Annotated in this window: 18 protein-coding genes; 13 read left to right on the top strand and 5 right to left on the bottom strand. The window is 36.6% G+C overall.

The window, feature by feature from the left end; all coding sequences use genetic code 11:
• Positions 1–77 precede the first annotated feature (77 nt).
• The 3 genes from gyrB to secDF all read left to right on the top strand — a co-directional run bounded on the left by gyrB (position 78) and on the right by secDF (position 6,341).
• Complete coding sequence (gene gyrB / locus C8C84_RS15695) at positions 78–2,018, top strand: DNA topoisomerase (ATP-hydrolyzing) subunit B (RefSeq protein ID WP_121314548.1); 1,941 nt, start codon at positions 78–80, stop codon at positions 2,016–2,018.
• A 188-nt stretch (positions 2,019–2,206) separates the two neighbouring features.
• Positions 2,207–3,142 (top strand): malate dehydrogenase, encoded by a 936-nt coding sequence (gene mdh / locus C8C84_RS15690; RefSeq protein ID WP_121314547.1) that lies wholly within the window; start codon positions 2,207–2,209, stop codon positions 3,140–3,142.
• 226 nt (positions 3,143–3,368) lie between these two features.
• The gene (gene secDF / locus C8C84_RS15685) at positions 3,369–6,341 is read left to right on the top strand and encodes a protein translocase subunit SecDF (RefSeq protein WP_121314546.1); all 2,973 of its coding nucleotides are present in this window, start codon (positions 3,369–3,371) and stop codon (positions 6,339–6,341) included.
• A 66-nt stretch (positions 6,342–6,407) separates the two neighbouring features.
• On the opposite strand, the gene C8C84_RS15680 is transcribed toward secDF, so the two are convergent.
• The 5 genes from C8C84_RS15680 to C8C84_RS15660 all read right to left on the bottom strand — a co-directional run bounded on the left by C8C84_RS15680 (position 6,408) and on the right by C8C84_RS15660 (position 10,626).
• Complete coding sequence (locus tag C8C84_RS15680) at positions 6,408–6,794, bottom strand: DUF4258 domain-containing protein (RefSeq protein ID WP_121314545.1); 387 nt, start codon at positions 6,792–6,794, stop codon at positions 6,408–6,410.
• 154 nt (positions 6,795–6,948) lie between these two features.
• Entirely contained in the window at positions 6,949–8,142 is a 1,194-nt protein-coding gene (locus tag C8C84_RS15675; RefSeq protein ID WP_121314544.1) for an alanine dehydrogenase, read from the bottom strand.
• Between the two features lie 44 nt (positions 8,143–8,186).
• The gene (gene tsaE, locus C8C84_RS15670) at positions 8,187–8,594 is read right to left on the bottom strand and encodes a tRNA (adenosine(37)-N6)-threonylcarbamoyltransferase complex ATPase subunit type 1 TsaE (RefSeq protein WP_121314543.1); all 408 of its coding nucleotides are present in this window, start codon (positions 8,592–8,594) and stop codon (positions 8,187–8,189) included.
• A 97-nt stretch (positions 8,595–8,691) separates the two neighbouring features.
• Positions 8,692–10,272, bottom strand: a complete 1,581-nt coding sequence (locus C8C84_RS15665) for a bifunctional response regulator/alkaline phosphatase family protein (protein WP_121314542.1) — start codon at positions 10,270–10,272, stop codon at positions 8,692–8,694.
• A 150-nt stretch (positions 10,273–10,422) separates the two neighbouring features.
• Positions 10,423–10,626 (bottom strand): DUF2892 domain-containing protein, encoded by a 204-nt coding sequence (locus tag C8C84_RS15660; protein ID WP_121314541.1) that lies wholly within the window; start codon positions 10,624–10,626, stop codon positions 10,423–10,425.
• Positions 10,627–10,742: 116 nt separating this feature from the next.
• Here C8C84_RS15660 and C8C84_RS15655 point away from each other — a divergent pair, with 116 nt between their 5' ends.
• From C8C84_RS15655 to C8C84_RS15610, 10 genes are all read left to right on the top strand, one after another.
• Entirely contained in the window at positions 10,743–11,375 is a 633-nt protein-coding gene (locus tag C8C84_RS15655) for a Crp/Fnr family transcriptional regulator (protein WP_121314540.1), read from the top strand.
• A gap of 132 nt (positions 11,376–11,507) precedes the next feature.
• Positions 11,508–12,926 (top strand): rhodanese-like domain-containing protein, encoded by a 1,419-nt coding sequence (locus C8C84_RS15650; RefSeq protein ID WP_121314539.1) that lies wholly within the window; start codon positions 11,508–11,510, stop codon positions 12,924–12,926.
• 9 nt (positions 12,927–12,935) lie between these two features.
• The gene (locus C8C84_RS15645) at positions 12,936–13,139 is read left to right on the top strand and encodes a hypothetical protein (RefSeq protein WP_121314538.1); all 204 of its coding nucleotides are present in this window, start codon (positions 12,936–12,938) and stop codon (positions 13,137–13,139) included.
• Positions 13,132–13,437 (top strand): thioredoxin, encoded by a 306-nt coding sequence (gene trxA / locus C8C84_RS15640; protein WP_121314537.1) that lies wholly within the window; start codon positions 13,132–13,134, stop codon positions 13,435–13,437. Before C8C84_RS15645 ends, trxA begins: the two co-directional genes overlap by 8 nt.
• 3 nt (positions 13,438–13,440) lie before the next feature.
• Positions 13,441–13,707, top strand: a complete 267-nt coding sequence (locus C8C84_RS15635) for a heavy-metal-associated domain-containing protein (RefSeq protein WP_121314536.1) — start codon at positions 13,441–13,443, stop codon at positions 13,705–13,707.
• Positions 13,708–13,710: 3 nt separating this feature from the next.
• Positions 13,711–13,911 (top strand): DUF6132 family protein, encoded by a 201-nt coding sequence (locus tag C8C84_RS15630; protein WP_121314535.1) that lies wholly within the window; start codon positions 13,711–13,713, stop codon positions 13,909–13,911.
• Between the two features lie 121 nt (positions 13,912–14,032).
• On the top strand, positions 14,033–14,233 hold the full coding sequence (locus C8C84_RS15625) for a hypothetical protein (RefSeq protein ID WP_121314534.1): 201 nt from the start codon (positions 14,033–14,035) through the stop codon (positions 14,231–14,233).
• A gap of 113 nt (positions 14,234–14,346) precedes the next feature.
• Positions 14,347–15,945 carry a hypothetical protein gene (locus C8C84_RS15620; protein WP_121314533.1) on the top strand — a complete coding sequence of 533 codons (1,599 nt, stop codon included), beginning with the start codon at positions 14,347–14,349 and terminating at the stop codon, positions 15,943–15,945.
• Between the two features lie 141 nt (positions 15,946–16,086).
• Positions 16,087–17,394, top strand: coding sequence for a TolC family protein (locus C8C84_RS15615; protein ID WP_121315095.1), 1,308 nt, complete (start codon positions 16,087–16,089; stop codon positions 17,392–17,394).
• Between the two features lie 29 nt (positions 17,395–17,423).
• The gene (locus C8C84_RS15610; RefSeq protein WP_121314532.1) at positions 17,424–18,509 is read left to right on the top strand and encodes an efflux RND transporter periplasmic adaptor subunit; all 1,086 of its coding nucleotides are present in this window, start codon (positions 17,424–17,426) and stop codon (positions 18,507–18,509) included.
• Positions 18,510–18,527: the final 18 nt, after the last annotated feature.

Here is an 18,527-nt window from a genome sequence, read left to right as displayed (position 1 = left end):
TTTTACAGTAGGAAATCCTATGCGTTTTTATATATTTGCGTGTTAGACAAAAATTACATTTTTTACGATAAAATTATATGAGCGACGAGATTAAAAAGAACAATTATTCAGCTGATAGTATTCAGGCGTTAGAAGGAATGGAGCACGTAAGAATGCGTCCTTCCATGTATATTGGAGATACCGGAGTCAGAGGTTTGCATCACTTGGTTTACGAAGTGGTAGACAACTCGATTGATGAGGCTTTAGCTGGACATTGTGATACCATTAGTGTAATTATTAATGAAGATAATTCTGTTACCGTTGAAGATAACGGTCGTGGAATTCCGGTTGACATGCACAAAAAAGAAGGCGTGTCGGCTTTGGAGGTTGTAATGACCAAAATCGGAGCCGGAGGAAAATTTGATAAAGATTCGTATAAGGTTTCAGGAGGTTTACACGGTGTTGGTGTTTCCTGTGTGAATGCTCTTTCTGATCATTTGCGTGCTACAGTTTTCCGTGATGGGAAAGTGTATGAGCAAGAATATGAAAGAGGAAAATCAATGTATCCTGTGAAGCAAATTGGTGAAACTACTAAAAGAGGGACAACAGTTACTTTCAAGCCGGATGCTACTATATTTACTCAAACATTAGAGTATTCTTATGATACTTTGGCCGGACGTATGCGTGAGCTTTCGTTTTTGAACAAAGGTATAACCATTACGCTTACTGACAGAAGACATACTAAAGAGAATGGCGATTTCGAAGGTGAAGTTTTTCATTCACAAGAAGGATTAAAAGAGTTCGTTCGTTTTCTTGATGGGAACCGTATTCCAATCATCAGCCATGTAATTAGCATGGAGCATGAAAAAGGTGAAATTCCGGTGGAAGTGGCTTTAATTTACAACGAAAGTTATGCGGAGAATATTTTCTCTTATGTGAATAATATCAACACGCATGAAGGTGGAACGCACTTGCAAGGTTTCCGTATGGGATTGACTCGTACGTTGAAAAAGTATGCGGACGCTTCCGGTTTGTTGGAGAAATTAAAATTCGAAATTTCGGGTGATGACTTCCGTGAAGGATTGACTGCGATTATTTCGGTAAAAGTACAAGAGCCGCAGTTTGAAGGACAAACCAAAACCAAATTGGGTAACCGAGAAGTAGTTTCTCCGGTGTCTCAAGCGGTAGCGGAAATGCTAGAGAATTATTTGGAAGAAAATCCAAATGACGCTCGCATCATTGTGCAAAAGGTCATTCTTGCAGCGCAAGCCCGTCACGCGGCTAAGAAAGCCCGTGAAATGGTACAACGCAAAACCGTTTTAGGCGGTGGTGGTTTACCGGGAAAATTGTCTGACTGTTCAGAACAAGATCCTGCAAGATGTGAGGTATACCTAGTCGAGGGAGATTCGGCGGGTGGAACGGCTAAACAAGGTCGTGACCGTAACTTCCAAGCGATTTTACCTTTGCGTGGTAAGATTTTGAACGTGGAAAAAGCCATGCATCACAAAGTATTTGAAAACGAAGAGATTCGAAATATATTCACGGCTTTAGGAGTTACTATCGGTACCGAGGAAGATTCTAAAGCATTGAATTTAGAGAAATTGCGTTACCACAAAGTAATCATCATGTGTGATGCCGACGTCGATGGTAGTCACATTTCTACTTTGATTTTGACCTTCTTCTTCCGTTTTATGAAAGAACTAATCGAAGGCGGACACGTTTATATCGCAGCGCCACCTTTGTATTTGGTGAAAAAAGGAAACAAAAAAGAATACGCTTGGAACGATGACCAACGTGATTTGGCCAACGAAAGAATGGGCGGAAGCGCCGCTATTCAACGTTATAAAGGTTTGGGTGAAATGAACGCGGAGCAATTGTGGGAAACTACCATGGATCCAAGTTACAGAACGCTGCGTCAGGTGACGATTGATAGTTTGGCAGAAGCTGATAGAGTGTTCTCAATGCTAATGGGTGACGAAGTACCGCCACGTAGAGAGTTTATTGAGAAAAATGCGGTGTACGCTAAAATCGATGCCTAACTAGCCCCGATAGTAGTGGAAATCCTTTTTTAGTTTGTACTTCGACAGGCTCAGTATGACAAACTAAAAAAGATTGCAACGGATAGCGGGAATAGCTTCAAAAAAAATAAAGAAACAACACCCGAGGCATTTGAGATTAAGAAAAATTAATTAATCTGGAGCGCAGCGGAAATTAAATTAATATACAAATGAAAGTTACGATTGTAGGAGCAGGAAACGTTGGGGCAACATGTGCCGATGCGATTGCTTACAGAAGAATTGCCAGCGAAATTGTGTTGGTGGATATTAGAGAAGGTTTTGCTGAAGGAAAAGCATTAGACATCATGCAAACCCAAACCACTTTAGGGTTTAATACCAAAGTGATTGGAAGTACTAATGATTATTCAAAAACAGCCGGAAGCGATGTGGTAGTGATTACCTCAGGAATTCCGAGAAAACCGGGAATGACTCGTGAAGAGTTAATCGGAATTAACGCCGGGATTGTGAAATCTGTTGCGGAAAATTTGTTGCAAAATTCCCCTAATGCCATTTTTGTGATTGTGTCTAATCCTATGGATACAATGACTTATTTGACTTATAAATCTTTGGGTTTACCAAAAAACAGAATCATTGGTATGGGTGGTACTTTAGACAGTTCACGTTTTAAAACGTATTTGTCTTTGGCGCTTGACAAACCTGCAAATGATATTCAAGGAATGGTAATCGGCGGTCACGGAGATACTACGATGATTCCGTTAACGAGATTGGCTTCTTATAATGGTGTGCCGGTTTCTCAATTTTTGTCTACAGCCGAATTGGAAAAAGTAGCCGCTGACACTATGGTTGGTGGTGCAACTTTGACAGGTTTGTTAGGGACTTCAGCTTGGTATGCTCCGGGTGCTTCGGTATCTTATTTGGTAGATGCTATTTTGAATGACCAAAAGAAAATGATTCCGTGTTCAGTCTATTTAGAAGGTGAATATGGTCAAAGCGATATTTGTATCGGTGTGCCTTGTATCATTGGTAAAAACGGTATCGAGGAAATCGTAGACATCAACTTGAATGACGCTGAAAAAGCTTTATTTGCTAAGAGTGCCGATGCGGTTCGCAACATGAATAACGACTTAAAATCTCATTTGGGATAATATATTAAGGTAAGATGAAAAAGAGGCTGCAAACTTTGCAGTCTTTTTTTTGATATTAATCATGAAAATATTGGTTAATCTTATCTATAATTATATATTTGCACGTTTCATAAAAAATGGAATTGTTGTAAATTCAATACTTTAACGTATAATGTTTTGAATTTCAATAGTTTTTTGCTTTATGTATAACAATAACAAAACCAGAATTAATTAATTTTTAGTAATAATGCAGAATAAAGGACTAGTTAAATTTTTCGCAATTCTATTTGCATTGGTAAGTATCTACCAACTTTCGTTCACTTTTGTGGCCAATAAAGTAAAAGATGATGCCAAAAACTTTGCAGGAGGAAATCCTGAGAAAGAAATTAAATATCTTGACTCGATAGGAAAAGAAAAAGTTTTTCTTGACTTTTTCACATTTAATGATGTGAAAGACAAACAGATTAACAAAGGTCTTGACCTTGAAGGAGGAATTAACGTAATTCTTCAAATTTCGGTTAAAGATGTTTTGGTACAATTATCAAACAATTCAAAAAATCCTGTATTCAACAAAGCATTGGAAGATGCTAAGGTGAACCAAAAAGGAAATCAATCTTACTTGGATGCTTTCTTCGAAGCGTTTGATGCCAATAAAGGAACTACAAAATTAGCTTCTCCGGATATTTTTGCCAACAGAAATTTCGACGATAGCGAGTTAAACTTCAACTCTACGGATGCACAAGTGCAAAAAGTATTGAGAAGAAAAGTTGACGAGTCAGTGGAATCAGCATTTGGCGTATTGAGAAGTCGTATCGATAAATTTGGTGTAACGCAACCCAATATTGCTAAATTAGGTCAAACCGGTAGAATCTTAATTGAGTTACCTGGTGCAAAAGACGTTGACCGTATTAAGAAATTAGTATCGAGCAAAGCAGAATTAGAGTTCTGGGAAACCTTTAAAGCAGAAGAGTTAGGCGGATTCCTTCAACAAGCAAACGAAACTTTGAAAGCGACTGTAAAAGTTGACGAAAAAGTGGAAGCCGTTAAAGCAGAAGATTCACTTAGCAAATTATTAACGGATAAAGCCGGAGATTCAGCCACAGCAAAAAAAGGAAACAATCCTTTGTTTGACAAATTTGTTTCTATCGGTGGCGGACCAATCTTAGCGATTGTTAACACTAAAGATACTGCAGCAGTTAATAGTTATTTTAAAAGAAATGAAATCCGCGCTTTATTGCCGGGTGACAAACGTTTTGCTAAATTTGTTTGGGGTAAACCGGTAACTAATACTGATGCGAAAACCAAAAAAGAAACTACTACAGTTGATTTATACGCTTTAAAAGGAAACAAGGATGACGTGGCACCATTAGGTGGCGGTGTTATTGTTGATGCCGGAGATACTTTTGACCAAATGGGTAAACCAGCCGTTTCTATGCAAATGAACGGTGCCGGAGCAAAAGAATGGGAAAGATTAACCAACAATGCTTACACACAAAAAGGCTTTATTGCTATTGCTTTAGATGATGTAGTATATTCTGCTCCAGGTGTGACTTCGGGACCAATTTCAGGTGGAAGATCAGAAATCACCGGAAGTTTTGATGTAGCTGAAACTAAAGATTTAGCCAACGTTTTAAGAGCCGGTAAATTACCTGCTACAGCAGAAATTATCCAGTCGGAAATTGTTGGACCATCATTAGGAGAAATTGCTATTAGTGCAGGTTTGACTTCCTCAATTGTAGGTTTCTTGTTAGTGTGTTTATGGATGGTGTTCTATTATGGTAGAGCAGGTTGGTATGCTAATGCGGCCTTGTTGTTAAACTTACTTTTCTTATTTGGTGTAATGGCCAGTTTTGGTTTCGTTTTGACTTTACCTGGAATTGCAGGTATCGTATTGACGTTAGGAACTGCGGTTGATGCCAATATTATTATTTATGAAAGAGCCAAAGAAGAATTGCGCGAAGGAAAAACTTTAGCCGAAGCAGTAAAATCTTCCTACGGATGGAAAGGTGCAATGCGTTCGATTATTGATGCTAACGTAACGCACGTTTTGACCGGAGCTATCTTATATACTTTTGGAACCGGACCAATCAAAGGTTTTGCTCTTACTTTGTTAATCGGTATTTTTACATCATTATTTACTTCAATCTTTATTGCCAGAATTTTTATTGATAGAGATATCGCTAAAAACAGAAGTTTAATGTTCTGTACGCCATTGACTAAAAATTGGTTTACAGGTTTCCATTTCGACTTTATTAAAGTTAGAAAATGGTCTTATATTTTCTCTACATTAGTAGTGGTTGGAAGTTGTATTTCTTTTGCCGTTAATGGTTTAGATGAAGGTGTTGATTTCGTTGGAGGAAGAACTTTCCAAGTGAAATTTGACAAGCCTGTAGAAGCAACTAAAGTGTCTGAGGAATTGTCTGCTGCTTTTGGAGTAGCGGTTGAAGCTAAAGTCTTTGGGGATGACAATCAATTGAAATTGACCACTAAATACAAAATCAAAGAAGATGGTGTTGAAGTTGACAAAGAAGTAAATGAGAAGTTACACAACTCCTTAAAAAAATATTACAACGGAAACATTTCTTATGAAAATTTCATCAATACTTATGATGGAAAGAAAGTAGGTGTATTGCAAGCCTCTAAAGTTGGTGCGGCCATTTCGGCTGATATTAAAACCAATTCATTCTGGGCTGTTATTGGTGCCATGTTGGTTGTTGGATTGTACTTGGTAATCTCTTTCCGTAAGTGGCAATATTCATTAGGTGCGATTGCAGCAGTATTACATGATGTTGTATTCGTATTGGGATTATATTCTTTATTGTACAAATACATGCCATTCCACATGGAAATGGACCAGCACTTTATTGCGGCTATCTTAACGGTTATTGGTTATTCGATGAATGATACTGTAATTGTATTTGACAGGGTTAGAGAGTTCTTAGCCGGAAATGTGAAAGGTAATTTCAAAGATGTGGTAAACGCGTCTATTAATACTACACTTTCCAGAACAATTAACACCTCATTAACGATGATTTTAGTGTTGTTAATCATGTTCATCTTTGGTGGAGAATCAATCAGAGGATTTATCTTCGCTATGTTGGTTGGTATCGTTGTCGGAACTTATTCTTCTTTATTTATTGCAACTCCGGTTGTATATGATACTATGAGTAAGAAAGAGGTTGAAGAAATCGAAAGCCGTCACACAGGAAATCAAGCATAGTTTTAAACTATATAGATAAAAAAAAGGGTTGTCAATTTGACAACCCTTTTTTATTGAACTCTTTTTTTATTCTTCTTTGGTTTCGCTAATGTTTTTTAAAACTGCTTTATCCGAAAAATTAATAACTTCTATCGTGATTTCTTGTTGCTTTTTATTTTGGCCGTAAATGACATATAGCTTTCCGCCGCCTTGTTGTGGTTTGTTGCTTTTGTCAAAATCTACATCGCCATGGGTCAATATGTTTTTGATGTCAGTTTTGTCAGCTAAACCTTGTGTCATTTGCTTGGTCGCTATCGAATCGTATTGGAAAGGTTTGTTTCTGAGGTCATTTAATACTCTGGCATTCGGGAAATAGTTGCATCTTGTATCTTTTCCGCTAAGAACCATAGCAACAAAAAACAACCCGATGACAAAACCCACTAAATAGTAGGCCAATCGTTGGTAAAATTTCATATGTAATATTTATTGTTTTTAATAGGTCATATGGAATAGCCATAGTTAATTGATTTTTATTCAACAACTAAGTATTGAGGCCATTTCATATATGATTATTTTTTTGCAAAAGTAATCAATGTGAGATATACAGTAAATGAAAAGGAGGTTTATTTTAGAATACAATCAAATTGATGTCACTATCGGGTAAATTGAACCAATCGCCAATGGCTTTATTGGTCAAAATTCCATGGTATAAATAAACTCCGTTTTTCAAACCTTTGTTGCAACGAATGGCGCTTTCAATACCACCATCTTCGGCTATTTGAAGTAAATAAGGTGTGATGATGTTACTGATAGAAAGCGAAGCTGTTTTAGAATAGCGCGAAGGTATATTCGGAACGCAATAATGAATAATATTGTTTTTGATAAAGGTTGGATTTTCATGAGTAGTCACTTCCGAAGTTTCAAAACAACCGCCGGTATCAATACTCACATCCACAATTACAGCACCTTTTTTCATGTGTTCCACCATAGTTTCCGTAACGACAACCGGACAACGTTCTTTGCCACGCATCGCACCAATGGCGACGTCGCATCTTCTAAGCGCTTTTAGCAATGATTTTGGTTGTATGGTAGAAGTGAATATCCTTTGGTTTAAGTTATTTTGTAAACGTCTTAGTTTGGTAATAGAATTGTCAAATACTTTTACGCTGGCGCCCAAACCTAAAGCGGTTTTAGCAGCAAATTCGCCCACAGTTCCGGCACCCAGAATAACGACATCGGTTGGTGGAACTCCGGTAATATTGCCGAGTAATAATCCTTTCCCAAATTGGTTGTTGATCATTAATTCAGCCGCAATAAGTACAGAAGCCGTTCCGGCAATTTCACTTAAAGATTTCACTGCGGGATATGAACCGTCTTCATCTTTGATATATTCAAAGGCTAAAGCCGTTACTTTTTTCTTGGTCAAGGCTTCGAAATATTCTTTTTTCCTGGTTTTCAATTGAATGGCCGATATCACTATTGCATTGTTATTGACAAAGGCAATTTCTTCCATCGTTAAGGGTTCAACCTTCAATAACATTGGACAACTAAAGACTTTTTTGGTGTCTTTGGTAATGGTCGCTCCGGCATCGCTAAACTCTTTGTCGGTATAACTCGAACTCAATCCGGCACCCGATTCAATCATTACTTTATGTCCGTGTGATGTCAATGAATTCACCGCATCCGGCGTTAAGCAAATACGTCTTTCTTGATATGAAGTCTCTTTGGGAATGCCAATAAAAAGTTCACTTTTATGACGATAGACTTCTAATTTTTCCTCTTGAGGTAAAAGTTGTTGCTTAGTGAATGGGGTTAAGGACATAATTAGTAATTGAATTTAGCCCGAAATTACGAAAATTTATCTAATTATGTTAACCTTAAATCTCTTTTACCCTCAACCGTTATAGATAAGTTAATTATAGAAAAATCTTCCGGAAGCAGATTAGGGATTTTCTCTGCCCATTCAATAAAACACCAATGACCCGAATACAAATATTCATCGATGCCCATATCCAAAGCTTCTGCTTCTGATTTTAATCGGTATACGTCAAAGTGATATACAAATTGATTGTCATCCGTTTGGTATTCATTTACTAAGGAAAATGTAGGACTGCTAGTAGCATCTTTCACGCCTAGTTCTTTCGCCAAAGCCTTGATTAAAGTGGTTTTTCCAACGCCCATATTGCCGTGAAAAAGAATCACTTTGTTGGGTTTTTCGGCTAAAATTTTTTGAGCGACTTCTTTTATTTCGTCAATTGAAAATATGATTTCCATGGTAAGTAAGTGGTCAGTGTTCAGTCCCAAAGCTTCGGGAGTGTTCAGTATTTAGTTTTTCAACTGATTACTAAATACTGAACATTGTTTACTTTTTTTATTTCGGATTAAATACTAAAAACGGCACGATCATTTCTTCTAATGAAATACCGCCGTGCTGGTAAGTATTTCGATAGTAACTTACATAATGATTGTAATTGTTAACATAGGCCAAAAATAGATCATTCTTAGCAAATATGTACGAACTGCTCATGTTGATCGTTGGTAATCCAATTTTCTTCGGATCTTTAACAGCATAAACGTCTTTGTCTTCATACGTCAAGCTTCTACCGGTTTTGTATCGAAGATTTAAACTGGTGTTTTTATCGCCAATCACTTTAGATGGGTTCTTTACATTAATCGTCCCGTGATCAGTAGTAATGATTAATTTGAAACCTAATTTTTGCCCTTGTTGAATAATTTCAAGTAGTGGTGAATTTTTAAACCAACTCAGCGTTAACGAACGATAAGCTTTGTCATCGGAAGCCAATTCTTTTACCACATCCATCTCGGTTTTCGAATGGGAAAGCATGTCTACAAAGTTGTAAACTACGGTAACCAATTGATTATCCTTTAATCCTTTGAAATTTTCGGCCAACTTTTTTCCACTGGCTAAATTGGTGATTTTAAAATAATCCTGTTTGATATTTAAACCTAAACGCTTTAAATGAGCCGTTAAAAATTCTGCTTCATAAAGATTTTTTCCACCATCTTCTACATCATTTTTCCAATACTGCGGGAATTGTTTCTCCATTTCTAATGGTGTTAAACCAGAGAAAATCGAGTTTCGGGCGTATTGTGTAGCGGTTGGTAAACTGGCAAAATAAGGTACTTCTTTTTCTAATTTATAATGATTGCCTACAACGCTTTCTATGGCTTTCCATTGGTCGTAGCGCAAGTTGTCAATCACAACAAATAAAATGGGCTTGTCTTTTTTGACCAATTCAGGAACTACTAATTCTCTGAAAAGCGTATGCGATTGTATCGGTTTATCCGCTTTGGGTTCACTCGAGCCTTGACGAACAGGCGTAGCAAACCAATCTTCATAATTGCGCTCGATGAATTTTCCGAATTGTACATTGGCTTCCACTTTTTGACTTTCCAAAATTTCAACCATGCTTTGGTCGTTGATGTTTTCCAACTCCAATTCCCAAAACAAGAGTTTTTTATACAATTCTACCCAATCCTCATAACTGTTGACCATGGCCATTTCCATGGCGATTTTTCGAAATTCTTTTTGGTAATCCAAAGTTGTTTTTTCTGAAATCAATCTTGAATGGTCTAAGTTTTTCTTCAAACTCAATAGGATTTGATTCGGATTAACAGGCTTAATTAAGTAATCGGCAATTTTAGAGCCAATGGCTTCCTCCATAATATATTCTTCCTCACTTTTGGTAATCATAATCATAGGTGTGGAAGATTTTTTTTCCTTCATTTCCGACAAAGTTTCTAAGCCACTCATTCCCGGCATGTTTTCATCTAAAAAAACAATGTCAAAATTTCCTTCTTCATAGGCGTCAACAGCATCACGGCCATTGTTGTAGGTTGTTACTTTATAGTTTTTGCTTTCTAAAAATAAGATATGTGGTTTGAGCAAATCAATCTCGTCATCAACCCAAAGTATTTTGATTTTGTCCATAGTTATAGTTTAATTTTGTGCAAATTACTACTTATAAAACGCAGTAATATTAAAATTATTATAAAATATGGAAATCTTTTCTCGGGAGATATTTATTAAAAAAAAGGGAATGCTAACGACCGCATGGTCACAAATAAACATGCAAACATATTATTTTCTTTCACAAGTGTTGATTCCCAATAATGTGTAAAGAGGACAAAAGCTAACTAAACTGGTTAGCAAGAAGACAACGCCAAAAGCCAACAGAACATAACCAAAAGTTCCCTTAACGGTTCCGCTAAAATATAAATAAGCAAATATCGCAGCCATAATCACTCTTATGCCTTTGTCTAAAGTTCCCATGTTTTTCTTCATGATGATTTGTAATTAATTGGTTTATAGTGAGTAAAGTTAATCACTTCATATTTTTAATGAAATGATTTTTATCATGTTCTTTTTTAGTCGAAATTTACAAGACAAAATATATCATCATGTTAGAATTATTAAAAGAAAGCTACGGTTTCATTTTTGAAGAAAAACTTCTTGAGGAAATTGCCCAAGTATCTCAACTCAGAGAATTTGAAGAAGGCGATATCTTGATTGATTTTGGTGATTATATCAAAAATATGCCTTTACTACTTTCGGGTGCGATTAAAATTCTCCGTGAAGATTTTGACGAAGGCGAATTGCTGTTGTATTTTTTAGAAAAAGGCGATACTTGTGCGATGACCATGGCCTGCTGTTTGGGTGAAACCAAAAGTGAAATTCGAGCAGTAGCTGAAACCAATGGTAAAGTTGTCATGATTCCGGTTGCAAAAATGGAAGAATGGCTAGGCAAATATAAGAGCTGGCGAAATTATGTTTTCAACAGCTATAATGAACGTCTTAAAGAAATGCTTGTGGCCATTGATAATCTGGCTTTCATGAACATGGATGAAAGACTTTACAATTATCTCTTAGACAAAGCCCAAATCAACAAAACCAATTCCATTCAAAATACCCATCAACAAATTGCCTATGATTTGCACACTTCTCGTGTGGTAATTTCCCGATTACTGAAAGCTTTAGAAAACGAGGGCAAAATCAAATTGCATCGCGCTTCGATTGAATTACTTCGAGCCTAAATTTTTGATTTTTTTATGTAACATTTGATACTGATTACCCTAATCCGTGTGACTACTTTTGTATTCGATGCAACTGATAATTATCATTTTCAAACTTGATTTGAAATGATACTTTTGAGAAAAACTTAGAATATGAAACTAGAACAAATTTATACCGGATGTTTAGCACATGCTGCTTATTATTTGGAATCCAATGGCGAAGCTGCCATTTTTGACCCATTGCGTGAAGTGCAACCTTATATAGACCGCGCGGCTAAAGACAAAGCCAAAATAAAATACGTTTTCGAAACCCATTTCCACGCCGATTTTGTGTCGGGACATTTGGATTTGGCTCAAAAAGAAAAGGCAATTATTGTTTACGGACCGACCGCCAAACCCGAGTTCGAAGCTTTGGTAGCCAATGATAATCAGGTTTTTGAAGTTGGAAATTGCAAAGTCAAAGCCATTCATACGCCCGGGCATACGATGGAAAGTACCACTTATTTAATTATTGATAAAAACGGAAAAGAACATGGTATCATCACCGGAGACACTTTATTTATTGGTGATGTAGGCAGACCTGATTTGGCCCAACATGTAGTAGCCGATTTAACGCAAGACAAACTAGCGAGACTTTTGTTTCACTCGCTTCGCGATAAAATAATGCCTTTATCGGATGATTTAATCGTTTACCCAAACCATGGCGCCGGAAGTGCTTGTGGTAAAATGATGAGCAAGGAAACCACCGATACATTAGGTAACCAAAAAAGAACCAATTACGCCTTAAATCCAAAATTGACCGAAGACGAATTCGTAATCTTATTGTTAACCGGATTAACAGCACCACCAGCCTATTTTCCAAAAAATGTTTTGATGAATATTCAAGGGTATGAAAGTTTGGAAAAAGTAATGCATCGCGGTCAAAAGCCTTATGATGCCAAAACTTTTGAAATCGTTGCCAATGAAACGCAGGCCTTAATTTTAGATACGAGAAAGGCTTCCGAATTTGCTAAAGGATTTATTCCGAATAGTATCAACATCGGATTAGATAGTAATTTTGCGATGTGGGTTGGCGAATTAATTCCCGATTTACAACAAGAAATTCTTTTGGTTGCTGAAAACCACGAAAAGGTTGAAGAAGCTATCATTAGATTGTCCAGAGTAGGTTATGACCATACTATCGGTTACCTTGAAGGTGGTTTTGAAGCTTGGACAAAAGCAGGAAAAGAAACAGATACTGTCAATAGAATTTCGGCTGATGATTTAGAAATTTTGGAAGAAATTCACTTAACGCCTGTTTTTGATGTCAGAAAGAAAAGCGAATATGAATCTGAACATTTAGTAGGCGCCATTAATATTCCTCTCAACGAAATCAATCTGCATTTGGCTGAGTTTCCAAAAGACAAACACTTTGTGGTGCATTGTCTTGGAGGTTATCGCAGTATGATTGCGGCTTCGATTTTAAAACAAAGAGGTTTTGAAAATTTTGTCGATGTGATTGGTGGATTCAATGAAATTAAATTAACGAATTTACCGATTACCAATTATGTTTGTCCAACAACCTTGTTATAAATTTTAGTAATGAAAAGAATATTGTTCTCCAATTGGCATTTGATGCGCTTTTTCAGAGTAGCATTTGCATTTTTTTTGTTTTATCAGGCTTATGAAACGCATCACTGGTTTTTCATTGCATTTGGAGTTTTCTTTTTGTTTCAAGGGGTTTTTGACTTAGGTTGTGGCGCTAATGGTTGTACTGTAAGTTATAAAAATCATAAGAATGAATAATAGTTTTGACCAAATTATCAATTCAGAGAAACCTGTCTTGATTGATTTTTTTGCCACTTGGTGCGGTCCATGCCAAGTGCTTGGCCCAATTTTAAAAGAAGTTAAAGACAGCCTTGGTGAACGAGTTTCCATTATTAAAGTAGATGTTGATAAAAACCAAGAATTGGCTGCCATGCAACAAGTTCGTGGTGTACCAACCATGATATTGTTTCAAAACGGAAAGCAACTTTGGCGACAGTCCGGTGTATTGTCCAAAGAAGAAATTATTAAAAATATTTTAGATAACTTAAGTAACTAAATTATGGAACAGCAATTTGAAGTTGAGAATATCAAATGTGGTGGTTGTATGAATAGTATCAAAACGGCTTTACTTAAAATTGATGGTGCAGAAAATGTAATCATTGATAAAGACACTGATATTATTTTTCTTTTCGGAAATGTAGACAGAGCTATAATTATTGATAAACTCAATGATTTAGGTTATCCCGAAAAAGGAAATAATACCTTGGTTAGAAAAGCAAAATCTTATGTAAATTGTGCCATTGGCAGAATGACAGAAAACAATTAACCAATGAGAAAAAAAGCAATAATTATCACTTTCCTTGGAACTGTTGTTGGTGCCATCATTGGCTTTGCGTATTACCATTATGTAGGTTGTGCCAACGGAACTTGTGCTATCACATCCAAACCTTTGAACTCCACTTTATATGGTGGTTTGATGGGCGGATTGTTGTTTAATATCTTCGTTCCCAAAACAAAACAAGATCATTGAAAAACATTTTTGTCTATTGATTCTTAAGTTAGTTTTAAGTTAAATTTTTGAGAGTCAATAGTTTTTAATATTACATTTGATTACAATTAAATAGATTAATCCATTAAATAAATTATAAAAGATGAAAAAATTAGTTTCCGCATTTGCCGCTGTCGCGCTATTATTTGCCATGAATGTTAATGCCAGTAATGGTGAACCAAAACAAAAAAAGAAAAAAGCAAAAACTGAAAAGTCTTGCTCAACAGAAGAGAAAAAAGAATGCAGCACTGAGAAAAAAGCAGGTTGTTGCGCTTCTAAGAAAGCAGAAGATAAAAAAGCGTAATTGCACTTTTTTAAATGATTTAAAACGCCCCGATTTCGGGGCGTTTTTTTTGTGTAACAAATGTTGCAAAACGGTTGGTTTAGAATCAATAGCTTTGAATAAACATTCTTAACATGAGACTACTTTTCACGATATTATTTTTGGCGTTTACCAATATATTTTTTTCACAATCAACTTTTGATTACCAAGTACAACTCAATCCGATAGACATACCCAATTTTCCGGGAATTCATTCTTATGCTTTTGCCCAACATGAAGGAAAATGGTTAATCATTGGCGGAAGAGTTGACGGAATTCACGCCAGACAACCTTTTAATGCTTTTCCGGCATCGAATAATAATACCAATATTTTTGTGGTAGACATTGAAGCAAATCAAGTTTGGTCGGTTTCTGTAAACGTTTTACCAAAGGCTTTGAAAGAGCAATTACAAGCCACTAATTTCAATTTTTACCAAGATGAAAACGACTTGTATCTTGTGGGCGGATATGCTTTTTCGGCTACAGCCAATGATCATATTACGTTCAATAAAATGACTTCGATTGACGTTTCTGGTTTGATTAATTCAGTAGTGGATGGTACATCCATTTTACCGCATTTCAAACAAATGACTGAGGAGAATTTTGCGATTACCGGAGGACAATTAGGTAAAATAAACGATACCTTTTATTTAATCGGCGGACATCGTTTCGACGGAAGATACAATCCAATGAACAATCCAACTTTTACCCAAACCTATTCCAATCAAATCCGGAAGTTTTCTATTGATAATTCAGGGACGCAATTGAGTATTTCCAATTACCAAGCCATTACTGATGCGGTTCATTTACACCGAAGAGATTACAATTTGTTACCCCAAATTTTTCCTGATGGTTCTCAAGGTTACACGATTTCGTCAGGCGTTTTTCAAATCAATGTCGATTTACCATTTTTATACCCGGTAGACATCAAACCTGAAGGCTATTTTCCAGAAACGATATTTAACCAGTATTTAAGCAATTACCACAGTGCCAAATCCTGTTTGTATGATGCTGTTGAAAATCGAATGCACAATCTGTTTTTTGGAGGAATCAGCCAGTTTAAGTACAACGGAACGACTCTAATTCAAGATAATAATGTGCCATTTGTCAATACTATTAGCCGAACTACAAGGTTTGCAGACGGTACTTTGCAAGAATACCAATTGCCCGAAACCATGCCGGCACTGAAAGGCGCAAGTGCAGAGTTTATACCCAACAAAGCATTACCACATTACAGTAACGAAGTCATAAAACTCAGTGAAATTACAGCGAATGAATTTGTAATTGGTCATATCGTTGGCGGATTGACCAGCTCGAGTGCAAACCCTTTTTCGGTTAACAATACATCAACCACATCGGCTAATACAACGGTTTACGAAGTTAAACTGATTAGAAACACGCCACTTGGAGTTCATGAAATGAATGGTAAAAATCCTTTTTCAATGACCGTTTCTCCAAATCCGACCGAACGTAATCAAGTACGAATCGATTTTAAAATGGCTTATGCAACTACTATCGATTATTTTGTTTCTACTACAGATGGTAAAATCGTATTAGATGGTGAAATTGAAGAGGCGACGCAAGGGGATAATGCTATGAATTTCGAATTAGACGGTATCGCCAATCAAACGGTTATCATCACTTTTATATTTGACCACAAGTTTTATGTTTCCCAAAAAGTGATTGTGAAATAAATCAAATAAATACCATTGTTTTTTTGAGTGCCTGAGAAATCAGGCTTTTTTTATACCCAATTACCTCTGTAACAATTGTAACTGTACACGCTTTTTTACCGCAGTATTTTTGCTTCATAATTCAGATAAACTATGATGAATATGAGCAAATTATTAGTAACCACCGGATTTTTATTTTTATCAATTTTAGGATTCAGTCAAGACACGTTGACCATTTCTAAAAGCGATTTGAGACAAAAAGTATCCGAAAAGAACATGCAAATCAAAATCGCCCAGAAAAATTATCAATCGGCCCAAGCAGATTTTCGACAATCCAACGCACTCTTTTTGCCTGACATTAGTATTTCTTACACCGGAATGGCAACCACCAATCCGTTGATGGCTTTTGGTTCCAAATTAAACCAAGAAATCTTAACCCAATCCGATTTTAATCCGGCATTATTGAATGACCCTAAAACCACTCAAAATTTTGCTACAAAAATCGAAATCAAACAGCCACTATTAAACGTTGATGGTATTTTCGGTAGACAAGCCGCTAAAGCTAAAATGGAAGCTTTTCAACTGCAAACGCAGCGAACTCAAGAGTATGTAGAGCTCGAATTTTCTAAAGCGTACATGCAATTACAATTGGCTTACAAGGCAGTTCGTGTATTGGAAAAAGCGGAGTCAACGGCTAAAACCAATTTGAAATTGGTCGAAAATTATTTCAAACAAGGTTTGCTGCAAAAGACCGATGTATTGAATGTTCAAGTGCGCGTGAATGACATTTCGAATCAATTGCAATACGCCAAAAGCAGTGTGCAAAACGCATCGGATTATTTGGCTTTTCTATTAAACGAAGACGCTAAAGGCAAAACTTTTAAACCTTCTGAAGAGCTAGACAATACCATTCAAGTTGAAGCGATAAACACCCAATTATCAGACAACAGAAAAGACATTCAAGCCATGGATAAATCTTCCGAAGCGTATCAAAAAATGATGGTTATGAGTAAAATGAATTTCTTACCAAGACTAAACGCTTTCGGTAGTTATGAACTCTATGATAGTCAGTTTTTAGGAACGGCTGCAAAGGGCTATTTGGTTGGAGCACAATTGTCTTGGAACGTTTTCGACGGTTACAAATCCATTGGAAAATACGATAAAGCTAAAGCCGATTTTCAAAAAGCTACAATCGAAACGGAACAATATAAAAAGCAGAGCCAACTCGAATTAAGTAAAACCAATCGCCAATTAAAAGATGCCGAAAATAAAGTTGGTTTATCACAAATGGCTTTCAAACAATCAGAAGAAGTTTATCGTATTCGCCAAAATCGATTCACACAGGGTTTGGAAAAAACCACCGATTTATTAACAGCCGAAACCCAAATGATTCAAAAAGAATTAGAGCATTTGCAGGCGGTTTTTGAGTACAATTATACCCAACAGTATTTACAATTTTTGACACAATAGTATTAAGACAACTAATAAAACAGATCAACATGAATAATAAAATAATAACAATCCTATCACTTTCCGCTTTCTTATTCATTTCCTGTGGAAAAGACCGAAAAGAGATTTCGGATATTACAGTAGCAATTCCGGTAAAAGTTAGCGGAATGACTGCGCAAAACAATGGTTCTTTCGTAACTGCCAGCGGCAAAATTGAAGCCGAAAACAGTGCGAATGTCAGTACTCGAATAATGGGTTACGTGACCAAGGTTCAGGTCAAAGTCGGTCAAAAAGTTAGCGCCGGACAATTAATGGTAAGCATCAATAACACCGATCTTCAAGCCAAAAAAGCCCAAGTAGATGCTTCTATTTTGCAAGCTACTGCAGCTTTCAATAATGCGAGAAAAGACTTCGAAAGATTCACGGCTTTGTTCAACCAACAAAGTGCTTCACAAAAAGAGTTAGACGACATGACGTCGCGGTACGAAATGGCAAAAGCCGGATTGGAAGCTGCCAAACAAATGAAAAATGAAGTTTTAGCGCAATTCAATTATAGCAATATTACTGCGCCGTTTTCGGGAGAAGTGACCAATACTTTTGTCAAAGAAGGCGATATGGCTAATCCCGGAATGCCTCTAGTAAGTATTGAAGGTATATCGAGATTACAAGTGACTGCGATGGTTTCGGAGAGCGATATTGCCAACATCCAAAACGGAATGGCAGTAAAAGTGTTAGTGAAATCCATCAACAAAGAAGTGTCAGGAAAAGTAATCGAAGTAAGCAGTTCTGCTATAAATACCGGCGGACAATATTTGGTTAAAGTCGGTTTGAACCAAATAGACAAATCCATTTTATCAGGCATGTTTGTCAATGTTCAATTTCCTGTGGCCAATAAAGCAAAAACAACGACCAAACCCGATAAAGTGTTGGTTCCTGAAAGTGCTTTGGTCAAACAAGGTCAACTCACCGGAATTTACACTATTGGCAACGGAAATATAGCCATTTTAAGATGGTTGCGCATTGGCAAAACCTTTGACAATCAAGTAGAAGTCTTGTCGGGATTATCGGCTGAAGAACCATACATTGTATCTGCCGAAGGGAAGTTATTTAACGGCGCTAAAGTTTCTATCCAATAGATTCTGAAAATCTAACAA

The organism is Flavobacterium sp. 102 (assembly GCF_003634615.1).
In the GTDB taxonomy this organism is placed as follows: Bacteria; Bacteroidota; Bacteroidia; order Flavobacteriales; family Flavobacteriaceae; genus Flavobacterium.
Note: the sequence above shows the minus strand (reverse complement) of the source record. Positions and strands in the feature narration are given on the sequence as shown.

Excerpts from the sequence above, each read along its gene's own strand:
- gyrB (WP_121314548.1), top strand. The coding sequence starts at position 78 with ATGAGCGACGAGATTAAAAAGAACAATTATTCAGCTGATAGTATTCAG.
- mdh (WP_121314547.1), top strand. The coding sequence starts at position 2,207 with ATGAAAGTTACGATTGTAGGAGCAGGAAACGTTGGGGCAACATGTGCC.
- secDF (WP_121314546.1), top strand. The coding sequence starts at position 3,369 with ATGCAGAATAAAGGACTAGTTAAATTTTTCGCAATTCTATTTGCATTG.
- C8C84_RS15680 (WP_121314545.1), bottom strand. The coding sequence starts at position 6,794 with ATGAAATTTTACCAACGATTGGCCTACTATTTAGTGGGTTTTGTCATC.
- C8C84_RS15675 (WP_121314544.1), bottom strand. The coding sequence starts at position 8,142 with ATGTCCTTAACCCCATTCACTAAGCAACAACTTTTACCTCAAGAGGAA.
- tsaE (WP_121314543.1), bottom strand. The coding sequence starts at position 8,594 with ATGGAAATCATATTTTCAATTGACGAAATAAAAGAAGTCGCTCAAAAA.
- C8C84_RS15665 (WP_121314542.1), bottom strand. The coding sequence starts at position 10,272 with ATGGACAAAATCAAAATACTTTGGGTTGATGACGAGATTGATTTGCTC.
- C8C84_RS15660 (WP_121314541.1), bottom strand. The coding sequence starts at position 10,626 with ATGAAGAAAAACATGGGAACTTTAGACAAAGGCATAAGAGTGATTATG.
- C8C84_RS15655 (WP_121314540.1), top strand. The coding sequence starts at position 10,743 with ATGTTAGAATTATTAAAAGAAAGCTACGGTTTCATTTTTGAAGAAAAA.
- C8C84_RS15650 (WP_121314539.1), top strand. The coding sequence starts at position 11,508 with ATGAAACTAGAACAAATTTATACCGGATGTTTAGCACATGCTGCTTAT.
- C8C84_RS15645 (WP_121314538.1), top strand. The coding sequence starts at position 12,936 with ATGAAAAGAATATTGTTCTCCAATTGGCATTTGATGCGCTTTTTCAGA.
- trxA (WP_121314537.1), top strand. The coding sequence starts at position 13,132 with ATGAATAATAGTTTTGACCAAATTATCAATTCAGAGAAACCTGTCTTG.
- C8C84_RS15635 (WP_121314536.1), top strand. The coding sequence starts at position 13,441 with ATGGAACAGCAATTTGAAGTTGAGAATATCAAATGTGGTGGTTGTATG.
- C8C84_RS15630 (WP_121314535.1), top strand. The coding sequence starts at position 13,711 with ATGAGAAAAAAAGCAATAATTATCACTTTCCTTGGAACTGTTGTTGGT.
- C8C84_RS15625 (WP_121314534.1), top strand. The coding sequence starts at position 14,033 with ATGAAAAAATTAGTTTCCGCATTTGCCGCTGTCGCGCTATTATTTGCC.
- C8C84_RS15620 (WP_121314533.1), top strand. The coding sequence starts at position 14,347 with ATGAGACTACTTTTCACGATATTATTTTTGGCGTTTACCAATATATTT.
- C8C84_RS15615 (WP_121315095.1), top strand. The coding sequence starts at position 16,087 with ATGAGCAAATTATTAGTAACCACCGGATTTTTATTTTTATCAATTTTA.
- C8C84_RS15610 (WP_121314532.1), top strand. The coding sequence starts at position 17,424 with ATGAATAATAAAATAATAACAATCCTATCACTTTCCGCTTTCTTATTC.